The sequence below is a fragment of the Streptomyces taklimakanensis genome (assembly GCF_009709575.1).
In the GTDB taxonomy this organism is placed as follows: domain Bacteria; phylum Actinomycetota; class Actinomycetes; order Streptomycetales; family Streptomycetaceae; genus Streptomyces; species Streptomyces taklimakanensis.
The window spans coordinates 3,749,036-3,765,155 of record NZ_WIXO01000001.1; the positions used below are offsets into that span (position 1 = coordinate 3,749,036).

14 protein-coding genes are annotated in these 16,120 nt (G+C 72.5%); 10 read left to right on the forward strand and 4 right to left on the reverse strand.

Annotated features, from left to right (window positions below):
- Positions 1-243: 243 nt before the first annotated feature.
- The 7 genes from F0L17_RS16685 (at position 244) to F0L17_RS16715 (ending at position 9,348) form a co-directional block, all read left to right on the forward strand.
- Positions 244-1,845 (forward strand): ABC transporter ATP-binding protein, encoded by a 1,602-nt coding sequence (locus F0L17_RS16685; protein WP_338018269.1) that lies wholly within the window; start codon positions 244-246, stop codon positions 1,843-1,845.
- Positions 1,842-2,978 carry an ABC transporter permease gene (locus tag F0L17_RS16690; protein ID WP_155071704.1) on the forward strand — a complete coding sequence of 379 codons (1,137 nt, stop codon included), beginning with the start codon at positions 1,842-1,844 and terminating at the stop codon, positions 2,976-2,978. Before F0L17_RS16685 ends, F0L17_RS16690 begins: the two co-directional genes overlap by 4 nt.
- Positions 2,975-4,243 carry an ABC transporter permease gene (locus F0L17_RS27640; RefSeq protein ID WP_155071705.1) on the forward strand — a complete coding sequence of 423 codons (1,269 nt, stop codon included), beginning with the start codon at positions 2,975-2,977 and terminating at the stop codon, positions 4,241-4,243. Before F0L17_RS16690 ends, F0L17_RS27640 begins: the two co-directional genes overlap by 4 nt.
- On the forward strand, positions 4,243-4,665 hold the full coding sequence (locus F0L17_RS27645; RefSeq protein WP_338018111.1) for a cytidine deaminase: 423 nt from the start codon (positions 4,243-4,245) through the stop codon (positions 4,663-4,665). Before F0L17_RS27640 ends, F0L17_RS27645 begins: the two co-directional genes overlap by 1 nt.
- Before the next feature lie 59 nt (positions 4,666-4,724).
- Positions 4,725-6,002 (forward strand): thymidine phosphorylase, encoded by a 1,278-nt coding sequence (locus tag F0L17_RS16705; protein WP_155071706.1) that lies wholly within the window; start codon positions 4,725-4,727, stop codon positions 6,000-6,002.
- A gap of 268 nt (positions 6,003-6,270) precedes the next feature.
- Positions 6,271-6,549 carry a hypothetical protein gene (locus F0L17_RS16710; protein ID WP_155071707.1) on the forward strand — a complete coding sequence of 93 codons (279 nt, stop codon included), beginning with the start codon at positions 6,271-6,273 and terminating at the stop codon, positions 6,547-6,549.
- Positions 6,550-6,777: 228 nt separating this feature from the next.
- Positions 6,778-9,348: an alpha-L-arabinofuranosidase C-terminal domain-containing protein gene (locus F0L17_RS16715; protein ID WP_155071708.1), complete on the forward strand. Its 2,571-nt coding sequence runs from the start codon at positions 6,778-6,780 to the stop codon at positions 9,346-9,348.
- A 78-nt stretch (positions 9,349-9,426) separates the two neighbouring features.
- On the opposite strand, the gene F0L17_RS16720 is transcribed toward F0L17_RS16715, so the two are convergent.
- Positions 9,427-10,092, reverse strand: coding sequence for a fascin domain-containing protein (locus F0L17_RS16720; protein WP_155071709.1), 666 nt, complete (start codon positions 10,090-10,092; stop codon positions 9,427-9,429).
- Positions 10,093-10,716: 624 nt separating this feature from the next.
- Positions 10,717-11,967, reverse strand: a complete 1,251-nt coding sequence (locus F0L17_RS16725; RefSeq protein WP_155071710.1) for an MFS transporter — start codon at positions 11,965-11,967, stop codon at positions 10,717-10,719.
- A 35-nt stretch (positions 11,968-12,002) separates the two neighbouring features.
- On the opposite strand from F0L17_RS16725, the gene F0L17_RS16730 reads away from it, so the two are divergent.
- Positions 12,003-13,034, forward strand: a complete 1,032-nt coding sequence (locus F0L17_RS16730) for a LysR family transcriptional regulator (protein WP_202917885.1) — start codon at positions 12,003-12,005, stop codon at positions 13,032-13,034.
- 9 nt (positions 13,035-13,043) lie between these two features.
- Here F0L17_RS16730 and F0L17_RS16735 read toward each other — a convergent pair whose 3' ends face one another.
- Positions 13,044-13,844 (reverse strand): alpha/beta hydrolase, encoded by an 801-nt coding sequence (locus F0L17_RS16735; RefSeq protein WP_155071712.1) that lies wholly within the window; start codon positions 13,842-13,844, stop codon positions 13,044-13,046.
- 134 nt (positions 13,845-13,978) lie between these two features.
- On the opposite strand from F0L17_RS16735, the gene F0L17_RS16740 reads away from it, so the two are divergent.
- Together F0L17_RS16740 and F0L17_RS27075 are read left to right on the forward strand one after the other, a co-directional pair.
- Positions 13,979-15,118, forward strand: a complete 1,140-nt coding sequence (locus F0L17_RS16740; protein WP_155071713.1) for an adenosine deaminase — start codon at positions 13,979-13,981, stop codon at positions 15,116-15,118.
- Positions 15,119-15,282: 164 nt separating this feature from the next.
- Positions 15,283-15,645 (forward strand): ATP-binding protein, encoded by a 363-nt coding sequence (locus tag F0L17_RS27075; protein ID WP_202917886.1) that lies wholly within the window; start codon positions 15,283-15,285, stop codon positions 15,643-15,645.
- A gap of 138 nt (positions 15,646-15,783) precedes the next feature.
- Here the strand turns inward: F0L17_RS27075 and F0L17_RS16750 are convergent, their stop codons facing one another.
- A complete protein-coding gene (locus F0L17_RS16750) occupies positions 15,784-15,990 on the reverse strand; it encodes a PspC domain-containing protein (protein ID WP_155071714.1) in 207 nt (68 codons plus the stop codon).
- Between the last annotated feature and the right edge of the window lie 130 nt (positions 15,991-16,120).

Genomic DNA, 16,120 nt, shown 5'->3' on the forward strand with positions numbered 1-16,120 from the left:
CTTCCCCGGACGCCCGCCCCGCCGCCTCCCGCCCCCGCCCCGGTACGGGCCCGGCGGCGAAGACCGAACCCGGTCTTCTGGCCGGGCCCGCACTGCAGAACAAGCTCTACGCGCGTAGCCAGCCGTCGAGGCGGTAGCGTCGCCCTCACCCGTACGGCCCGGCGGTCACCTCCCGGCCACCTGTGGTCACCCGCCCCGCCGGCCCTCCCTACGAGCCACTCCTTAGCCCGAGGAGAGTGCACCATCAACGCGTCCAGCAGCCCTCCCGCCGTCGAACTGGCCGGGATCACCAAGCGCTTCCCCGGTGTCGTCGCCAACCACGACATCCACCTGTCCGTCCGCAAAGGCACCGTGCACGCCATCGTCGGTGAGAACGGCGCGGGCAAGTCGACCCTGATGAAGATCCTCTACGGCATGCAGAAGCCGGACGAGGGCACCATCGCCGTCGACGGGCGGGAAGTGAGCTTCTCCGACCCCGGCGACGCCATCGCCCGGGGCATCGGCATGGTCCACCAGCACTTCATGCTGGCCGACAACCTCACCGTCGCCGAGAACACCGTCCTGGGCAGTGAGAAGCTGTACGGGATCGGCGCCCGCGCCCGCGCGCGGATCAAGGAGATCTCCGAGGCCTACGGCCTGGGCATCCGTCCCGACGCCCTGGTGGAGGACCTCGGCGTCGCCGACCGCCAGCGCGTGGAGATCCTCAAGGTCCTCTACCGCGGCGCCCGCACCCTCATCCTCGACGAGCCGACCGCCGTGCTCGTACCGCAGGAGGTCGAGGCCCTCTTCGACAACCTCCGCGAGCTGAAGGCCGAGGGCCTGACCGTCATCTTCATCTCCCACAAGCTGGGCGAGGTGCTCTCGGTCGCCGACGACATCACCGTGATACGGCGCGGCACCACCGTCGCCTCCGTGGACCCGGCCGACGTCACCGCCAAGCAGCTCGCCGAACTGATGGTCGGCTCCGAGCTGCCGTCCCCCCAGACCGGCGAGTCCACCGTCACCGACACCCCGATGCTCCGGGTGGAGAACCTCACCCTCACCGAGCACGACGCCGTCGACGGCGCCCGCACCGTCCTGGACGGCATCACCTTCACCATCCGCAAGGGCGAGGTGCTGGGACTGGCCGGTGTCGAGGGCAACGGGCAGACCGAGCTGATCGAGGCCCTGGTCGGCATACGCCACGCCGACGGCGGCACCATCACCCTCGGCGACGAGGACATCACCTCCTGGCCCACCCGCCGCCGCCGCGAGGGCGGCGTCGGCTACATCCCCGAGGACCGCCACCGGCACGGGCTGCTGCTGGAGTCCCCCCTGTGGGAGAACCGCATCCTCGGGCACGTCACCGAGGCCCCCAACAGCAGGGGGCCGTGGCTGGACATCAAGGCCGCCCGCGCCGACACCGAGCGGATCGTCGTCGACTACGACGTGCGCACCCCCGGCATCGACGTCACCGCGGCCTCCCTGTCCGGCGGCAACCAGCAGAAGCTGATCGTGGGCCGCGAGATGAGCCACGACCCCCGGCTGCTGATCGCCGCCCACCCCACGCGCGGCGTGGACGTCGGCGCGCAGGCCCAGATCTGGGACCAGATCCGCGCCGCGCGCCGCGAGGGGCTGGCCGTCCTGCTGATCTCCGCCGACCTGGACGAGCTGATCGGCCTGTCCGACACCCTGCGCGTGATGTACCGCGGCCGGCTGGTCGCCGACGCGGACCCTGCCACGATCACCCCGGAAGCCCTGGGATCCGCCATGACCGGCGCGGCCTCCGGCCACCTGGAGGACGGGCCCCACGGCTCCTCCGCCGCTGGTCGGGGCGAGGACCGGGACGGGGGAGAGGAACGATGAAGAAGTTCGACAAGGACCGGCTGATCCTGGCGGCCGGCGGGCCGGTGCTGGCCATCGTCGTCGCCGTGCTGCTGACCTCGGTGGTGCTGCTCGCCTCCGGCCGCAACCCCGTGCAGCCGTACTCCCTGATGGCCGAGTACGCGATGCACTCCGACATCCAGGTGCTCATCGTCAACCAGGCCGCGACCTACTACCTGGCCGCGCTGGCGGTGGCGGTCGGCTTCCGGATGAACCTGTTCAACATCGGGGTCGACGGCCAGTACCGGCTCGCCGCGATGGCCGCCGCCGTCGCCGGCGCCTCGGTCACCCTGCCCGGGCCGCTCCACATCCTGCTGATCATGCTCGTCGCGATGCTCGTCGGCGCCTTCTGGGCCGGTATCGCGGGCATCCTCAAGACCACCCGCGGGGTGAGCGAGGTCGTCGCGACGATCATGCTCAACTCCATCGCGACCAGCATCATCGCCTACCTCATCCTGCCCGGCCAGTTCGGCGAGCAGCGGGGCAACAACCTCACCACCGGGCTGATCCCGGAGTCCGGCCGGTTCCCCGGCATCGACCTCGGGCCGGCCGGCGAGATCTACGGGTTCACCGTCGTCGCCGCGCTCTGCGGCTTCCTGTACTGGCTGATCCTGAACCGGACCCGGTTCGGCTTCGACCTGCGCGCCACCGGCGCCAGCGACAGCGCCGCCACCGCCAGTGGCGTCGACGCCAAGCGCATGGTGCTGACCAGCATGCTGATCTCCGGCGCCGTCGCCGGACTGGCCGGCATGCCCGTCCTGCTCGGCGACGCCCACACCTACAGCCTCGACTTCCCCGTCGGCGTCGGCTTCACGGGCATCACCATCGCCCTGCTGGGCCGCAACCACCCGGTGGGCATCGCCCTGGGCGCCCTGCTCATCGCCTTCCTCGACAAGGCGTCCCCGACGCTCGACTACAACGGCTACGAGAAGGAGATCGCCACGATCATGCAGGGCCTGATCGTGATGGCGGTCGTCATCAGCTACGAGTCCGTGCGCCGCTACGGTCTGCGCCGCCAGCAGCAGAAGGTCGGCGAGGAACTCGCCGCCGAGGCCGCCGCTGCCGGTGAGGGCAACGGCAACGGCCCGAAGAACCGCAAGGAGGTGTCGGCATGAGCACCGCCCTCGCCAAGCCGGCCGCGCAGCAGCCGAAGTCGGGGAAGCCCGCCCGTCGCCGGCTCACCCTGGCCGAGTGGATGCTCGTCATCGCCGGCGTCCTGGTCCTGGTCTCCGCGGTGCGGCTGATCACCGGAGCCCACGGCATCACCGCCGTCGGCCAGACCTCCGCCGCCCTGCGGCTGGCCGTCCCGATCGGCCTGGCGGGCCTGGGCGGTCTGTGGGCCGAGCGGGCCGGCGTGATCAACATCGGTCTGGAGGGCATGCTGATCCTGGGCACCTGGTTCGGTGCCTGGGCCGGCGTCCAGTGGGGCCCGTGGGCGGGCGTGGTCATGGGCATCGTCGGCGGCGCGCTGGGCGGCCTGCTGCACGCGATCGCCACCGTCACCTTCGGCGTCAACCACATCGTCTCCGGTGTGGCCATCAACATCCTCGCCGTCGGCGCCACCCGCTACCTGTCCAGCTTCACCTTCGCCGAGATGGAGGGCGGCACCAGCAAGCAGTCCCCGCCGATCGAGCCGATAGGACAGATCACCGTCCCCGGGGTGTCCGACGCCCTGGCGACGCTCAACGCCAAGCACTGGTTCGTCGTCTCGGACGTCGCCGGACTCCTCGGCGGGCTGGTCACCAGCCTCTCCCTGCTGACGATCGTGGCGATCGCCATGATCCCGCTCAGCCGGTGGGTGCTGTGGCACACCGGTTTCGGCCTGCGGCTGCGCTCCTGCGGCGAGAACCCGATCGCCGCCGAGACGCTGGGCGTCAACGTCTACAAGTACAAGTACATCGCGGTGATGATCTCCGGCGGCTTCGCCGGCATGGGCGGCGCCTTCCTCGCCGAGGTCGCCTCCAACATCTACCTGGAGGGCCAGACCGGCGGTCGCGGCTACATCGGTCTCGCCGCGATGATCTTCGGCAACTGGATGCCCGGCGGACTGGCGCTCGGCGCGGGCCTGTTCGGCTACACCGACAGCCTCAACCTGCGCGGCGGCGGCCAGAACGTCCACGCGCTGCTCCTGCTGCTGGCCATCCTCCTCGTCCTGGCCACCGCCTGGGCGGTGTACCGGAAGAAGTACCTGACCGGTGCCGTCTCCGCCGTCGTCGGTCTGGTGCTGTTCGTCTGGTACGCCTCCGTGGACGAGGTGCCCAGCCAGTTCGTGAGCGCCGCCCCGTACGTCGCCACCCTGCTGGTGCTGGCGATGTCCGCGCAGCGGCTGCGGATGCCCAAGGCCAACGGCAAGGCCTACCGGAAGGGCGAGGGCAAGTAGTGAGCGCGCCACACGGAACCCCCGCGGCGGGCGCGGTCGACTGGACCGCCCTGCGGGCGAAGGCCCGGGAGCTGATGTCCCGGGCCTACGCCCCCTACTCGAAGTACCCGGTCGGGGCCGCCGCACTGGTGGACGACGGCCGGACCGTCGCCGGCTGCAACGTGGAGAACGCCGCCTACGGTGTCGTCCTGTGCGCCGAGTGCGGTCTGGTCTCGGACCTGATCGCCACCGGTGGCGGCCGGCTCGTGGCCTTCACCTGCTGCGACGGTCGGGGCCGGGTGCTGATGCCGTGCGGTCGCTGCCGCCAGCTCCTGTGGGAGCACGGCGGCCCGGACCTGGCCGTCGACACGGCCGGCGGCATCCGCCCCCTGTCCGAGCTGCTGCCGGACGCCTTCGGCCCCGACGACCTCGCGGACCGCTGACACCCCGCCCCCGTCCCGCCCCCCCGTCCCGCCACCCCCGCAAGGAGCCGCACCCGACGATGGACGTCATCTCCGTCATCCGTACCAAGCGCGATCGGGGCCGTCTCAGCGACGCCCAGATCGACTGGGTCATCGACGCCTACACCCGCGGCGAGGTCGCCGACGAGCAGATGTCGGCCCTGGCCATGGCGATCCTGCTGAACGGCATGGAGCGCGAGGAGATCGCCCGCTGGACCGCCGCGATGATCGCGAGCGGCGAGCGGATGGACTTCTCCGCCCTGCCCCGTCCGACGGCCGACAAGCACTCCACGGGCGGTGTCGGCGACAAGATCACCCTGCCCCTGGCCCCGCTGGTCGCGGCCTGCGGCGCCGCCGTCCCCCAGCTCTCGGGCCGGGGCCTGGGCCACACCGGCGGCACGCTCGACAAGATGGAGTCCATCCCCGGCTGGCGGGCGCTGCTGAGCAACGACGCGATGATGGACGTCCTGCGCTCGGTCGGCGCGGTGATCTGCGCGGCGGGCGACGGGCTGGCGCCGGCCGACAAGAAGCTCTACGCGCTGCGCGACGTCACCGGCACGGTCGAGGCCATCCCGCTGATCGCCTCCTCGATCATGTCCAAGAAGATCGCCGAGGGGACCGGGTCGCTGGTCCTGGACGTCAAGGTCGGCTCGGGCGCGTTCATGAAGAACCTCGACGACGCCCGCGAACTGGCCCGCACCATGGTCGGTCTGGGTACCGACCACGGCGTGCGGACCGTCGCGCTGCTCACCGACATGTCCACGCCGCTGGGGCTGACCGCGGGCAACGCCCTGGAGGTCCGCGAGTCGGTGGAGGTGCTGGCCGGCGGCGGCCCGGCCGACGTCGTGGAGCTGACCCTGGCGCTGGCCCGCGAGATGCTCGACGCGGCCGGACTGCCGGACGCCGATCCGGCCGGGGCGCTCGCCGACGGCTCGGCGATGGACCACTGGCGCCGCATGGTCGCCGCCCAGGGCGGCGACCCGGACGCGCCGCTGCCCGTCGCCCGCGAACGGCACACCGTGACGGCCTCCGCCTCCGGGGTCCTGACGAAGCTGGACGCGTACGCCGTCGGCGTCGCCGCCTGGCGGTTGGGCGCGGGACGCGCCCGCAAGGAGGACCCGGTGCAGGCCGGGGCCGGGGTGGAGATGCACGCCAAGCCGGGCGACCGCGTCACCGCCGGCGCCCCGCTGTTGACCCTCCACACCGACACCCCCGAGCGCTTCGAGTACGCGCTCGGGGCCCTCGACGGCGACGCGATCGAGATCACCGACACGGCTTCCGTCGAGCCCACCCCCCTGATCCTCGACCGCATCGCCTGAAGCACACCGTCCGACCCGCGACGTGTCGGGGGCGACCACGGAGACCGTGGTCGCCCCCGACGCCGTTCGACGGGCCCGTACCACCGTCCGGAAGCGACGTGGTGGTCCGAGCCGGGCACGGAGCCGGGAGACCGTACGGTCCCGCCGCCGGGGCGCCCACGGCGTGGAGGGGTGCCTCGCACGGCCGGGTTCCGGCATGGTGGTGCCCCCGGGGGGAGGGGAGTCCCCGGGTTCCGACAGGGTGTCGGAGAGGACCACAGGGGGACACGTGTCGGGTTTCTTCTTCGTGCTCGGCGCCGCGTTGGTGCTGACGCTGGGGGTGTCGGGCGTGGTGGCGGCGGTCACCGGGCGCGTCGTGCTCCCGTGGCCGTGCGACAGGGTGCGGCGTCCGGGGGTGTGGGGCGCGGGGGCGTCGCTGCTCGCGGTGGGACTGATGGCCGGACGGACCGTCCCGGTCGCCGTCCGCCTCCCCCTCATGTTGGTCGGTCTGGTGCTGATCCTGCTGGGGCAGATCCTGGGACCCCGGCGGGCGGGTCGGGACGGCTGAGGCCGCCGGTCCCGGGACGACGATCGCCGAGCCGCGTGGCGTCATCGCTCTCCCCTCGGGCGCGACGGTGGCGGTCGATCCCCGCCCGATCTGCTCGGCTCCGGCGGCCGCCCCCGACGGACGAGGGGGTGCGAGGGGCGTTGACGCCCCCCGCTTTCCCGCCTATCTTCCCGTTCGAAGTTCTGGTCAGTGTACGAAATATCGAACGATGAAGAGTTCGGGAGCCTCATGCCGCGCACACGACCCAGACCGGCCCCCGTCGTCGGCCTCCTCGCCGGCGCCCTCCTCGCGGGCGCGCTCGCCGCCGCCCCCACGTCCGGTGCCCTTGCCGCCGATCCCCCCACACCCTCCGACTACACCCTCACCGTCGACCGCACCCGCACCGGCCCCGAGATCGGCGAGCGGATGTACGGCGTGTTCTACGAGGACATCAACCGTGCCGCCGACGGCGGTCTCTACGCCGAGCTCGTCCAGAACCGCTCCTTCGAGTACGCCCCCGTCGACAACCCCTCCTACACCGGTCTGACCGCCTGGACCGAGACCGCCACCGGCGGCGCGACCGGTACCGCCCGGGTCGTGGACGACGAACACCGCCTGAACGAACGCAACCGCAACCACCTGCGCCTGGAACTGCACGGCACCGGCGGCGCCGACGCCCGCCACGGCGTCACCAACACCGGTTACAACTCCGGCATCGCCGTGGAGAGGGGCGAGCGGTACGACTTCTCGGTGTGGGCCCGCACCGACTCGAGGCGGGGCACCCCGCTGACCGTCACCCTCCACGACGTCTCCGGCGAGCCCCTCGCCGCACCGCTGCGCCCGACCGTGCGCGGCGATCGCTGGACGAAGTACACCGGCACCCTCACCGCCCGCGCCACCAGCACCACTGGACGTCTGACCGTGGCCGCGGGCGGCTTCGGCACGCTCCGCCTCGACATGGTGTCCCTCTTCCCCCGCGACACCTACAAGGGCCGTCCCAACGGGATGCGCAAGGACCTCGCCGAGAAGATCGCCGCCCTGAAGCCGGGCTTCCTGCGCTTCCCCGGCGGCTGTCTGGTCAACACCGGCAGCCACGAGGCGTACGAGGCCCCGAACTGGGAACGGCGACGCTCCTACCAGTGGAAGGACACCATCGGGCCCGTCGAGGAACGGGCCACCAACGCCAACTTCTGGGGCTACAACCAGTCCTACGGCCTCGGCTACTACGAGTACTTCCGGTTCGCCGAGGACATCGGCGCGATGCCGTTGCCCGTCGTCCCCGCCCTGGTCACCGGCTGCGGCGAGAACGAGGCCACCGACGACCCCGAACTGCTGCGCCGCCATGTGCGGGACACCCTGGACCTGATCGAGTTCGCCAACGGCCCCGTCACCTCCGAGTGGGGCGCCCGGCGGGCCGAGATGGGCCACCCCGAGCCGTTCGGCCTCACCCACCTCGCGGTCGGCAACGAGGAGAACCTGCCCGACGCATACTACGAGCGCCTCGCGGCCTTCCGCGAAGCCGTCGAGGCCGAGCACCCCGAGATCACGGTGATCGCCAACTCCGGCCCCGACGACACCGGCGCCACCTTCGACCGCGCGTGGGAACTGGCCCGCGAGACCGGGGTCGAGATGGTCGACGAGCACTACTACAACAGCCCGAGCTGGTTCCTGGAGAACAACGAGCGCTACGACTCCTACGACCGCTTTGGGCCGAAGGTGTTCCTCGGCGAGTACGCCTCCCAGGACAACCGCTTCCGCAACTCCCTCGCCGAGGCCGCGTTCATGACCGGACTGGAGCGCAACGCCGACGTGGTGGAGATGGCCTCCTACGCGCCGCTGCTGGCCAACACCGACTCCGTGCAGTGGAGTCCGGACCTGATCTGGTTCGACAACGCCCGTTCCTGGGGGTCGACCAGCTACGAGACGCAGAAGCTGTTCATGACCAACACCGGTGACGAGGTCGTCCCGAGCACCGCCTCCGCCACCCCCGTCGTCAGCGGTCCGATCACCGGCGCGATCGGCCTGTCCACCTGGGCCACCAGCGCCGCCTACGACGACGTGCGGGTCGTCTCGGCGGACGGCGAGGAGTTGTTCGCCGACGACTTCTCCTCGGGCGCCGGGAGGTGGACCGAGGCCGCCGGGCGCGGCACCTGGACGGTCGAGGGCGGCGCGTACGTCCAGACCGACACGGCCGCCGAGAACACCATGGTCACCGCCGGCGACCCCGCCTGGCACGACTACGACCTGCACGTGAGGGCGACCAAGCGCGAGGGCCGCGAGGGCTTCCTGATCGCCTTCGGCGTCAAGGACACCGGGAACCACTACTGGTGGAACCTGGGAGGCTGGGGCAACACCCGCTCGGCGGTGGAGAAGGCGACCGACGGCGGCAAGCAGACGATGATCGAGGACGGCACGGTGATCGAGACCGGCCGCGCCTACGACGTGCGGATCGAGGTCCGCGGCCGCCAGGTGGCCCTCTACCTCGACGGCGAGAAGTGGGGGAGCTTCACCGACGACAAGGTCGCCGAGCCGTTCCGCCAGGTCGTCACCCGCGACGAGGCCACCGGCGAGCTGATCGTCAAGGTCGTCAACGCCCAGCGGACCCCGGCCCGCACCCGCGTCGACCTGGGCGAGGGCGCAAAGGTGGCACCGACCGCGCGCCTCACCGTCCTGACGGGCGATCCGGACGCGGTCAACACCGCCGACGAGCGACCGATCAGGCCCGAGCGGTCGGTGATCCGGGGTGTGGACACCACCTTCACCCACACCTTCCCGCCCCACTCGATCACGTTCCTGCGGATCGGCGAACGCACGTCGTGACACGGTGAGGACGCACGGGTGCCCGTGCCCCGGTCGGGGCACGGGCAGCCGTTCCGCGCGGTCGCGCGGAGCCGGAGGTCAGCTCTCCAGGCCGTAGAACTCGAACTCCTCCCAGGAGCCGCCGACCTCGGCGGAGCGGGCCCGCAGCACGTACTGGAGGGGGCCGGTGTGGTTGTTCTCCATCGCCACGAAGAGGCCGTTCAGCCGGGACTGGAGGGCCCAGCGGTCCGAGCCCTCGTTGTAGTAGACGTCGAACCGCTCCCAGCCACCGGCCGAGGCGGAGCGGGCCCGCAGCGCGTACTGGGAGTCACCGGTGAAGTTCTTCTCCACCGCCACGTACAGGCCGTTGGCCGTGGAGCGCAGGGCGTAGGACTCGGAGACGTCGTCCCACTCGAAGGCGAAGCTCTCCCACCCGCCCACGCCGGTGGAACGGGCCCGCAGCACACCGGTGTTGGGGGCGGCGTAGTTCACCTCGGTGGCGACGAACCGCTCGTTGCGGACCGACCGCATGGCGATCAGCTCGGCCTCGTCCGCGGTGGGCTCCTCCGCCGCGGAGAGGGTCTGCCCCTCGTTCCTCCCGCCGGCCGCCCCGTCGGTCACCGCCGCCAACCCGGGGCCGTCGACCCTCTCCCAGCCGGCCGGTACGGGGGCCGGGTGGTCGCCCGGTCGGTCGGCTGCGGCCGCCGGCGTCGCCAGTGTGGAGGCGGCCAACAGGGCGCCCAGGGTCAGAAGAAGGGAATTCATGCGTCGCACGGGTCGTCCTCACCTTTCGTCGAATGGGTTCCGGGAGCGGCGAGAGGTGATTTCCGGTCGCCTGGTCGGGAAATCCCGGCATGGGGTACGGCGCTCGTACGCCGGGCGCGGGGCATCGGTTCACCCGACATGTCGACGTTCCCCACCCCGCCTTTCCCGCTCCCCCGAAGACCGCGGTCGGTGGTTTCCCCCCGGAACGCCCGCGGCCGTCCTGTGCCTCCGTGGACCGCCCTCCACCGCAGGTGGCGGCGGTTCGATCGGGGCGCCGGCGAGCCGGACCGTCCCAGCGGAGGCGGCCTCAGCGTAACGACAAAGAGCCCTTCCGGGCAGGTGTTTTCCGAGGGCGGCGTTTCTTCCGAGTGATTCGGTGCGGTGCGGAAGGTTCCGTTGTCCCCCGTTAAGGGATTCGAAATTATCCGTTCTTCCGGTGGCCACCTTGAAGTCCGTCATCGGGCTCCGGTGAATTCGCCCGGCGCGGATGTCGCGGAATTCCCCCGCGCCGGGTGGTGGGGGCCACGGCCGCCGGGGCGCCCGGCGGTGCCGACGCGGGTTCCGTGCCCGTCCGTGCCCGTCCGTGCCCGTCGGACCGGGCACGTCCGGGCGCGGGGCGTCGGGTCAGCAGCTCCGCGCGACCGCCGGCCGCCGCCGGGCCGGCGCCCGACGGGTGGCGTAGAGCGTGATGCCGGCCGCCGGCACCAGGGCGCCCAGCGCGAAGGCGACCGTCGCGGACCAGCCCGCGGCGTGGTAGACGACCGCGCCGAGTGACGCGCCGAGCGAACTGCCCAGGTAGTACGCCATCTGGTACAGCGCGGACGCCTGTGCCCTGCCCGTCTTCGCGGTGCGGCTCACCGAGCCGGACGCCACCGCGTGTCCGGCGAAGAAGCCGGCCGTGATCAGTACCAGGCCGACCAGGACGGCCGCCAGGCTCTCGCCCAGGCTCGTCAACAGGCCGGCGGAGGTGGCGCCGATCGCCAGGTAGAAGGCGCCGCGCCGGCCCAGCCGCTCGACCAGGCGTCCGGCGGCGGCCGAGGAGACCGTGCCGACCAGGTAGATCACGAAGATGGAGCCGACCAGGCCCTGGGAGAGGCCGAAGGGCTCGGCCACCAGCCGGTAGCCGATCACCGTGTAGACCGCGCCGAAGACCGTCATGAAGAGCAGGCCGAGGGAGTACAGCCGCAGCAGCAGTCCGTCGGAGAGGTGGTCGCGGACGGTCCGCAGCACCGCGGCGGGCCGCAGCGAGGTCGGGGTGAAGTTGCGGGCCCGGGGAATCAGCAGCCGGTACACGACCGCGCAGACCAGCGACACCACCGCCACCGACGCCAGACCGGCGCGCCAGCCCCAGCCCTCGGCCGCCCAACCGGTCAGGACGCGACCGGACATCCCGCCGACGCTGTTGCCCGCCACGAACAGGCCGACGGCCCCCACCAGCGCCCGAGGGGGCAACTCGTCCGCCAGGTACGCCATCGCCGAGGCCGGGATGCCGGCGATCGCGGCGCCCTGGAGGGCGCGCAGCGCGATCAGGGCCTCGATGCTCGGGGCGAAGGGCAGCGCCAGGGCCACGGCGACCGCGAGCGTCAGCGAGCACGTCATCACCGTGCGCCGCCCGAAGCGTTCGGAGAGGACGGACAGCGGCAGCACGGCCACCGCCAGTCCGATGGTGGCGGCGGAGACGGTCCAGCTCGCCTGCCCCGGCGTCACGCCGAGGTCGGTGGTGAGGGCGGGCAGCAGGGGCTGGGTGGCGTACAGCAGCGTGAAGGTCGCCAGGCCCACGGCGAACAGGGCCAGACTGACGCGACGGGGCGAGGAGGGGAAACGCTCGGGAGAGGCACCCGTGCGAGCGGGTGCCCCGGTATCGACGGAAGGCATGTCTCGAACGTACGATCAACCATCTGATGCGTCCAATGCACAAAGTGCAGATTTCTCATCCACTGATGCATGAACGCAGGTGGGAGGGGACCGTGTCACCGTCCGGCAACAGAAAAGACAACTCGGTTACATCCGACACATCCCTTGTGGCCGCCGATGTCGACCCCGGGTCCTGGGCGGCCGCGCTCACGCCCCGGCTGGCGCAGTTCGTGGCCGTCGCCCGCCACGAGCACGTCACGCGCGCCGCGCGGGAGTTGGGCGTCCCACAGTCCACGCTCAGCCGGGCGATGGTCCGGCTGGAGGACGACCTGGGCGTCGCCCTGTTCGCCCGGCGGGGCCGGACGGTGTCGCTCACGCCGGCCGGACGCACGTTCCTGGCCTCGGCCGAACGGGCGCTGGCCGCCGTGGAGCAGGCGGCCGAGGAGGTGCGGGCCGACGCCGACCCGGCCGCGGGGAAGGTCGCCTTCGGGTTCCTGCACACCCTGGGGTCGGAGACCGTCCCCGGACTGATCCGGTCCTTCCGCGCCGACCATCCCCGGGTGCGGTTCTCGTTGGTGCAGACGTACGGCGAGGCGATGATCGAGCGGCTGCGCGCCGGCGACCTCGACCTCTGTCTGACCTCGCCCGTCCCCGACGCCCCCGATCTGGCCGCGCGCCGGCTGGACGAGCAGCGGCTGCGGCTGGTCGTCCCCGAGGAACACCCACTGGCCCACCGCCGCCGGGTGCGGCTGGTGGAGGCGGCCGAGGAGGCGTTCATCACCCTGGAGCCGGGCTACGGGATGCGCCGCATCTTCGACACGCTCTGCGCCGAGGCGGGCTTCCGGCCCCGCATCGCCTTCGAGGGCGAGGAGGCCGAGACCCTGCGCGGTCTGGTCGCCGCGGGGCTCGGGGTGGCGCTGTTGCCGCCCCCGGCGGTGCCGCGGCCGGGGGTGCGGGAGTTGGCGGTCACCCAGCCGCGCGCGGTGCGGGAGATCGGGGTGGCCTGGGTGGAGGGCCGCCCGGAGACCCCGCCGGTGGCGGCGTTCCGGGCGTTCCTGCTGGGCCGGCGCGGACGACTGCTGGCCTAGGAGCGCCGCTCAGGGGCGCAGCGAGCGTCCGAAGCCCGCCGCCAGGGGCATCCGCAGGCCCAGCGGTGGCGGGGCCGCCAACGCGTCGGCCACCGGGCGGGAGAAGTCCCGGTCGCACAGGGTGGCGGTGACGAAGTCCTCGGCCAGGGCCAGCACCTCGAAGCGGTGCTGGCGCAGCGCGTGTCCGTCGGTGTGGACCTCGAAGCGGCAGACGTCCGGATTGATCTTCTTGGCCCGCGCGGCCAGGCGGTACGACAGGTCGGGAGCGGTGTGCTCGTCGTCCGTGCCGTGGACCAGCAGCACCCGCCGTCCCGCCAACTGGCGCACCGGCTCGGGCCCGCCGTCCTCGGCGGTCTCGGGGAGCCAGGGCGCCAACGCCAGCACGGAGACGACGGACGGGTGACCCGCGGCCCGCAACGCGGCCCGGGCGCCCATGTCCCAGCCGGCCAGGCACACCGGTACGTCGCCGTAGCGCCGCCGGACCTCCTCCAGCGCCCACTCCGCGTCCCGCACCGGGTGGGCCTCGGTGCCGTTCCACCCCCGGCAGCGGTAGTGGACGACGTGCGCGACCAGCGACTCCTCCCGCCGTGCCGCCCCCGGTCCCCCCGCGGGGCGTCCCGCGGGGAGGGTGTCCGCCCGCGCCAGCCGCCGGGCCAGCGGCAGCGCCGCCGCCACGGCCCGGGAGGAGCGGCGGCGTGTGCTCACCGGCTGTCCCCCTGGGAGCAGCAGCACCACCCCCTGCACCGCACGATCCCCACCGAACGCCCGCCCCAGCCGCGCGTCCCGGCGCGGCAACGCCTGCTGAGCCATGGCAGAACGATGACAGAAGACGGGGTGTACGGGCGGTGCCCCACGGTCACCATTGCGTATCGAAGGGCGCGCGGGACCGTGGGGGGCGGAGGGGGCGGGATGATATCTACGCGCGTAGGCGCTAGAGTGCGGCAATGACGAGCGAGACTGTCACCACCGTCCCCACCGCGGACCAGATCCGCCGCGCGCCCAAGGTGCTCCTCCACGACCACCTCGACGGCGGCCTCCGTCCGTCCACCGTCGCCGAACTCGCCCGCGCGTGCGGCTACGACGGTCTGCCCGAGACCGACCCCGCGGCGCTGGGCGCCTGGTTCCGCGAGGCGGCCGACTCCGGCTCCCTGGAGCGCTACCTGGAGACCTTCGCCCACACCTGTGCCGTGATGCAGACCCGCGAGGCGCTGGCGCGGGTCGCCGCCGAGTGCGCGGAGGACCTGGCGGCCGACGGTGTGGTCTACGCCGAGGTGCGGTACGCCCCCGAGCAGCACCTGGAGGCGGGGCTGACCCTGGAGGAGGTCGTGGAGGCCGTCAACGAGGGGTTCCGCGAGGGTGAGCGCCGCGCCCGCGAGGCCGGCCGGCGCATCCGCGTCGGCGTCCTGCTCACCGCCATGCGGCACGCCGCGCGCTCGCTGGAGATCGCCGAACTCGCCAACCGGTACCGGGACGCGGGCGTCGTCGGCTTCGACATCGCCGGCGCCGAGGCGGGCCACCCGCCCACCCGGCACCTGGACGCCTTCGAGTACCTCAAGCGGGAGAACAACCACTTCACCATCCACGCCGGCGAGGCGTTCGGCCTGCCGTCCATCTGGCAGGCCCTGCAGTGGTGCGGTGCCGACCGGCTCGGCCACGGGGTGCGCATCATCGACGACATCCACGTCGCCGACGACGGCACGGTGACGCTGGGCCGGCTCGCCGCGTACGTGCGGGACAAGCGGATTCCGCTGGAGCTGTGCCCCACCTCCAACATCCAGACCGGCGCGACCGCCTCGTACGCCGAGCACCCCATCGGGCTGCTGCGCAGGTTGCGCTTCCGCGCCACGGTCAACACCGACAACCGGTTGATGAGCGGCACCAGCATGAGCCGGGAGTTCGAGCACCTGGTGGAGACGTTCGGCTACACGCTCGACGACATGCAGTGGTTCACCGTCAACGCGATGAAGTCCGCGTTCATCCCTTTCGATGAACGTCTGGCCATGATCAACGACGTGATCAAGCCCGGCTACGCCGAACTGAAGTCCGAGTGGCTTTTCCGGGAGGCCGCCGGCAAGGGGCTGTGACCAGCGGCGACCGGCGACTCCACCGGACGGCACGGGCGGTGGGGAGCCGTCGGGGGCGGCCGGGCGCCGGCGCGCGCCGCCCCCGCGGGAGGTTTGCGGGCGACCCGGGCCCTGGCTACGTTCGCGAGGCCGCCCAAGCCATCCACACGAGGACGTGCCAGCTGATGAAGCAGCGAACGAAGAAGACGATCGGAGTCGCCGTGCTCGGCGCCGCCTTCGCGGCCGCCGGTGCCGGTACCGCGGGCGCGGCCGAGCCGCTGCGGGCCGGGGAGACCGCCGGCGGCCTGCTGAAGGCCCTGCCCGTCCAGGAGGTCGCCGAGACGCTCCCCTCCCCCGAGCAGCAGGCCAGGACGCTGCCCGCCAAGCCCGACGCGAAGCAGGGCGGCAAGGGGCGCGCCGAGTCCAGGGATCCGGTGCGGGAGCTGCTCGGCGGTCTGCCGCTGGGCGCCCTCGGGAAGCAGCCGGCGCTCGACCTGCCGACCGGTCCGGTCACCGGTGCCCTGACCACCGGCGGCCTCGTGGGCTGACGCCACCTCCTCCCGCCGCGGCGCCACCCACCCCTTCCGCCGCCTCCCTCCGTCAGGGGCACGACGGGCCGCGCACCGGATGCGATCCGATGCGCGGCCCGTTTCGGCGTGCGCCGGTGTCTCCCGCTCGCGGGTGGCTCACCAGCCACCCGCGCGCTGGGCCTTCCGCTCGTCCGGCAGCATGACCCACAGGGCCAGGTAGAGCAGGAACTGCGGGCCCGGCAGTACGCAGGAGACCAGGAAGATCGCCCGCATCGTGGTCGCGGAGGTGCCGAAACGGCGGGCCAGACCGGCGCACACGCCACCGATCATCCGGTTGTCGCTGGGACGGACAAGTGCGGCCATGGTGAGGCTCCTTCGCTCTGCTTCGCTCCTGGTGGTCCGTGCGGGTGGCCCGGGACGGACCGGGCCCGGGGGCGGGGCCGCCGGGCGTCCTCTCCGGTTACCCACCGTTCGACGGGCTCAAATCCACCGT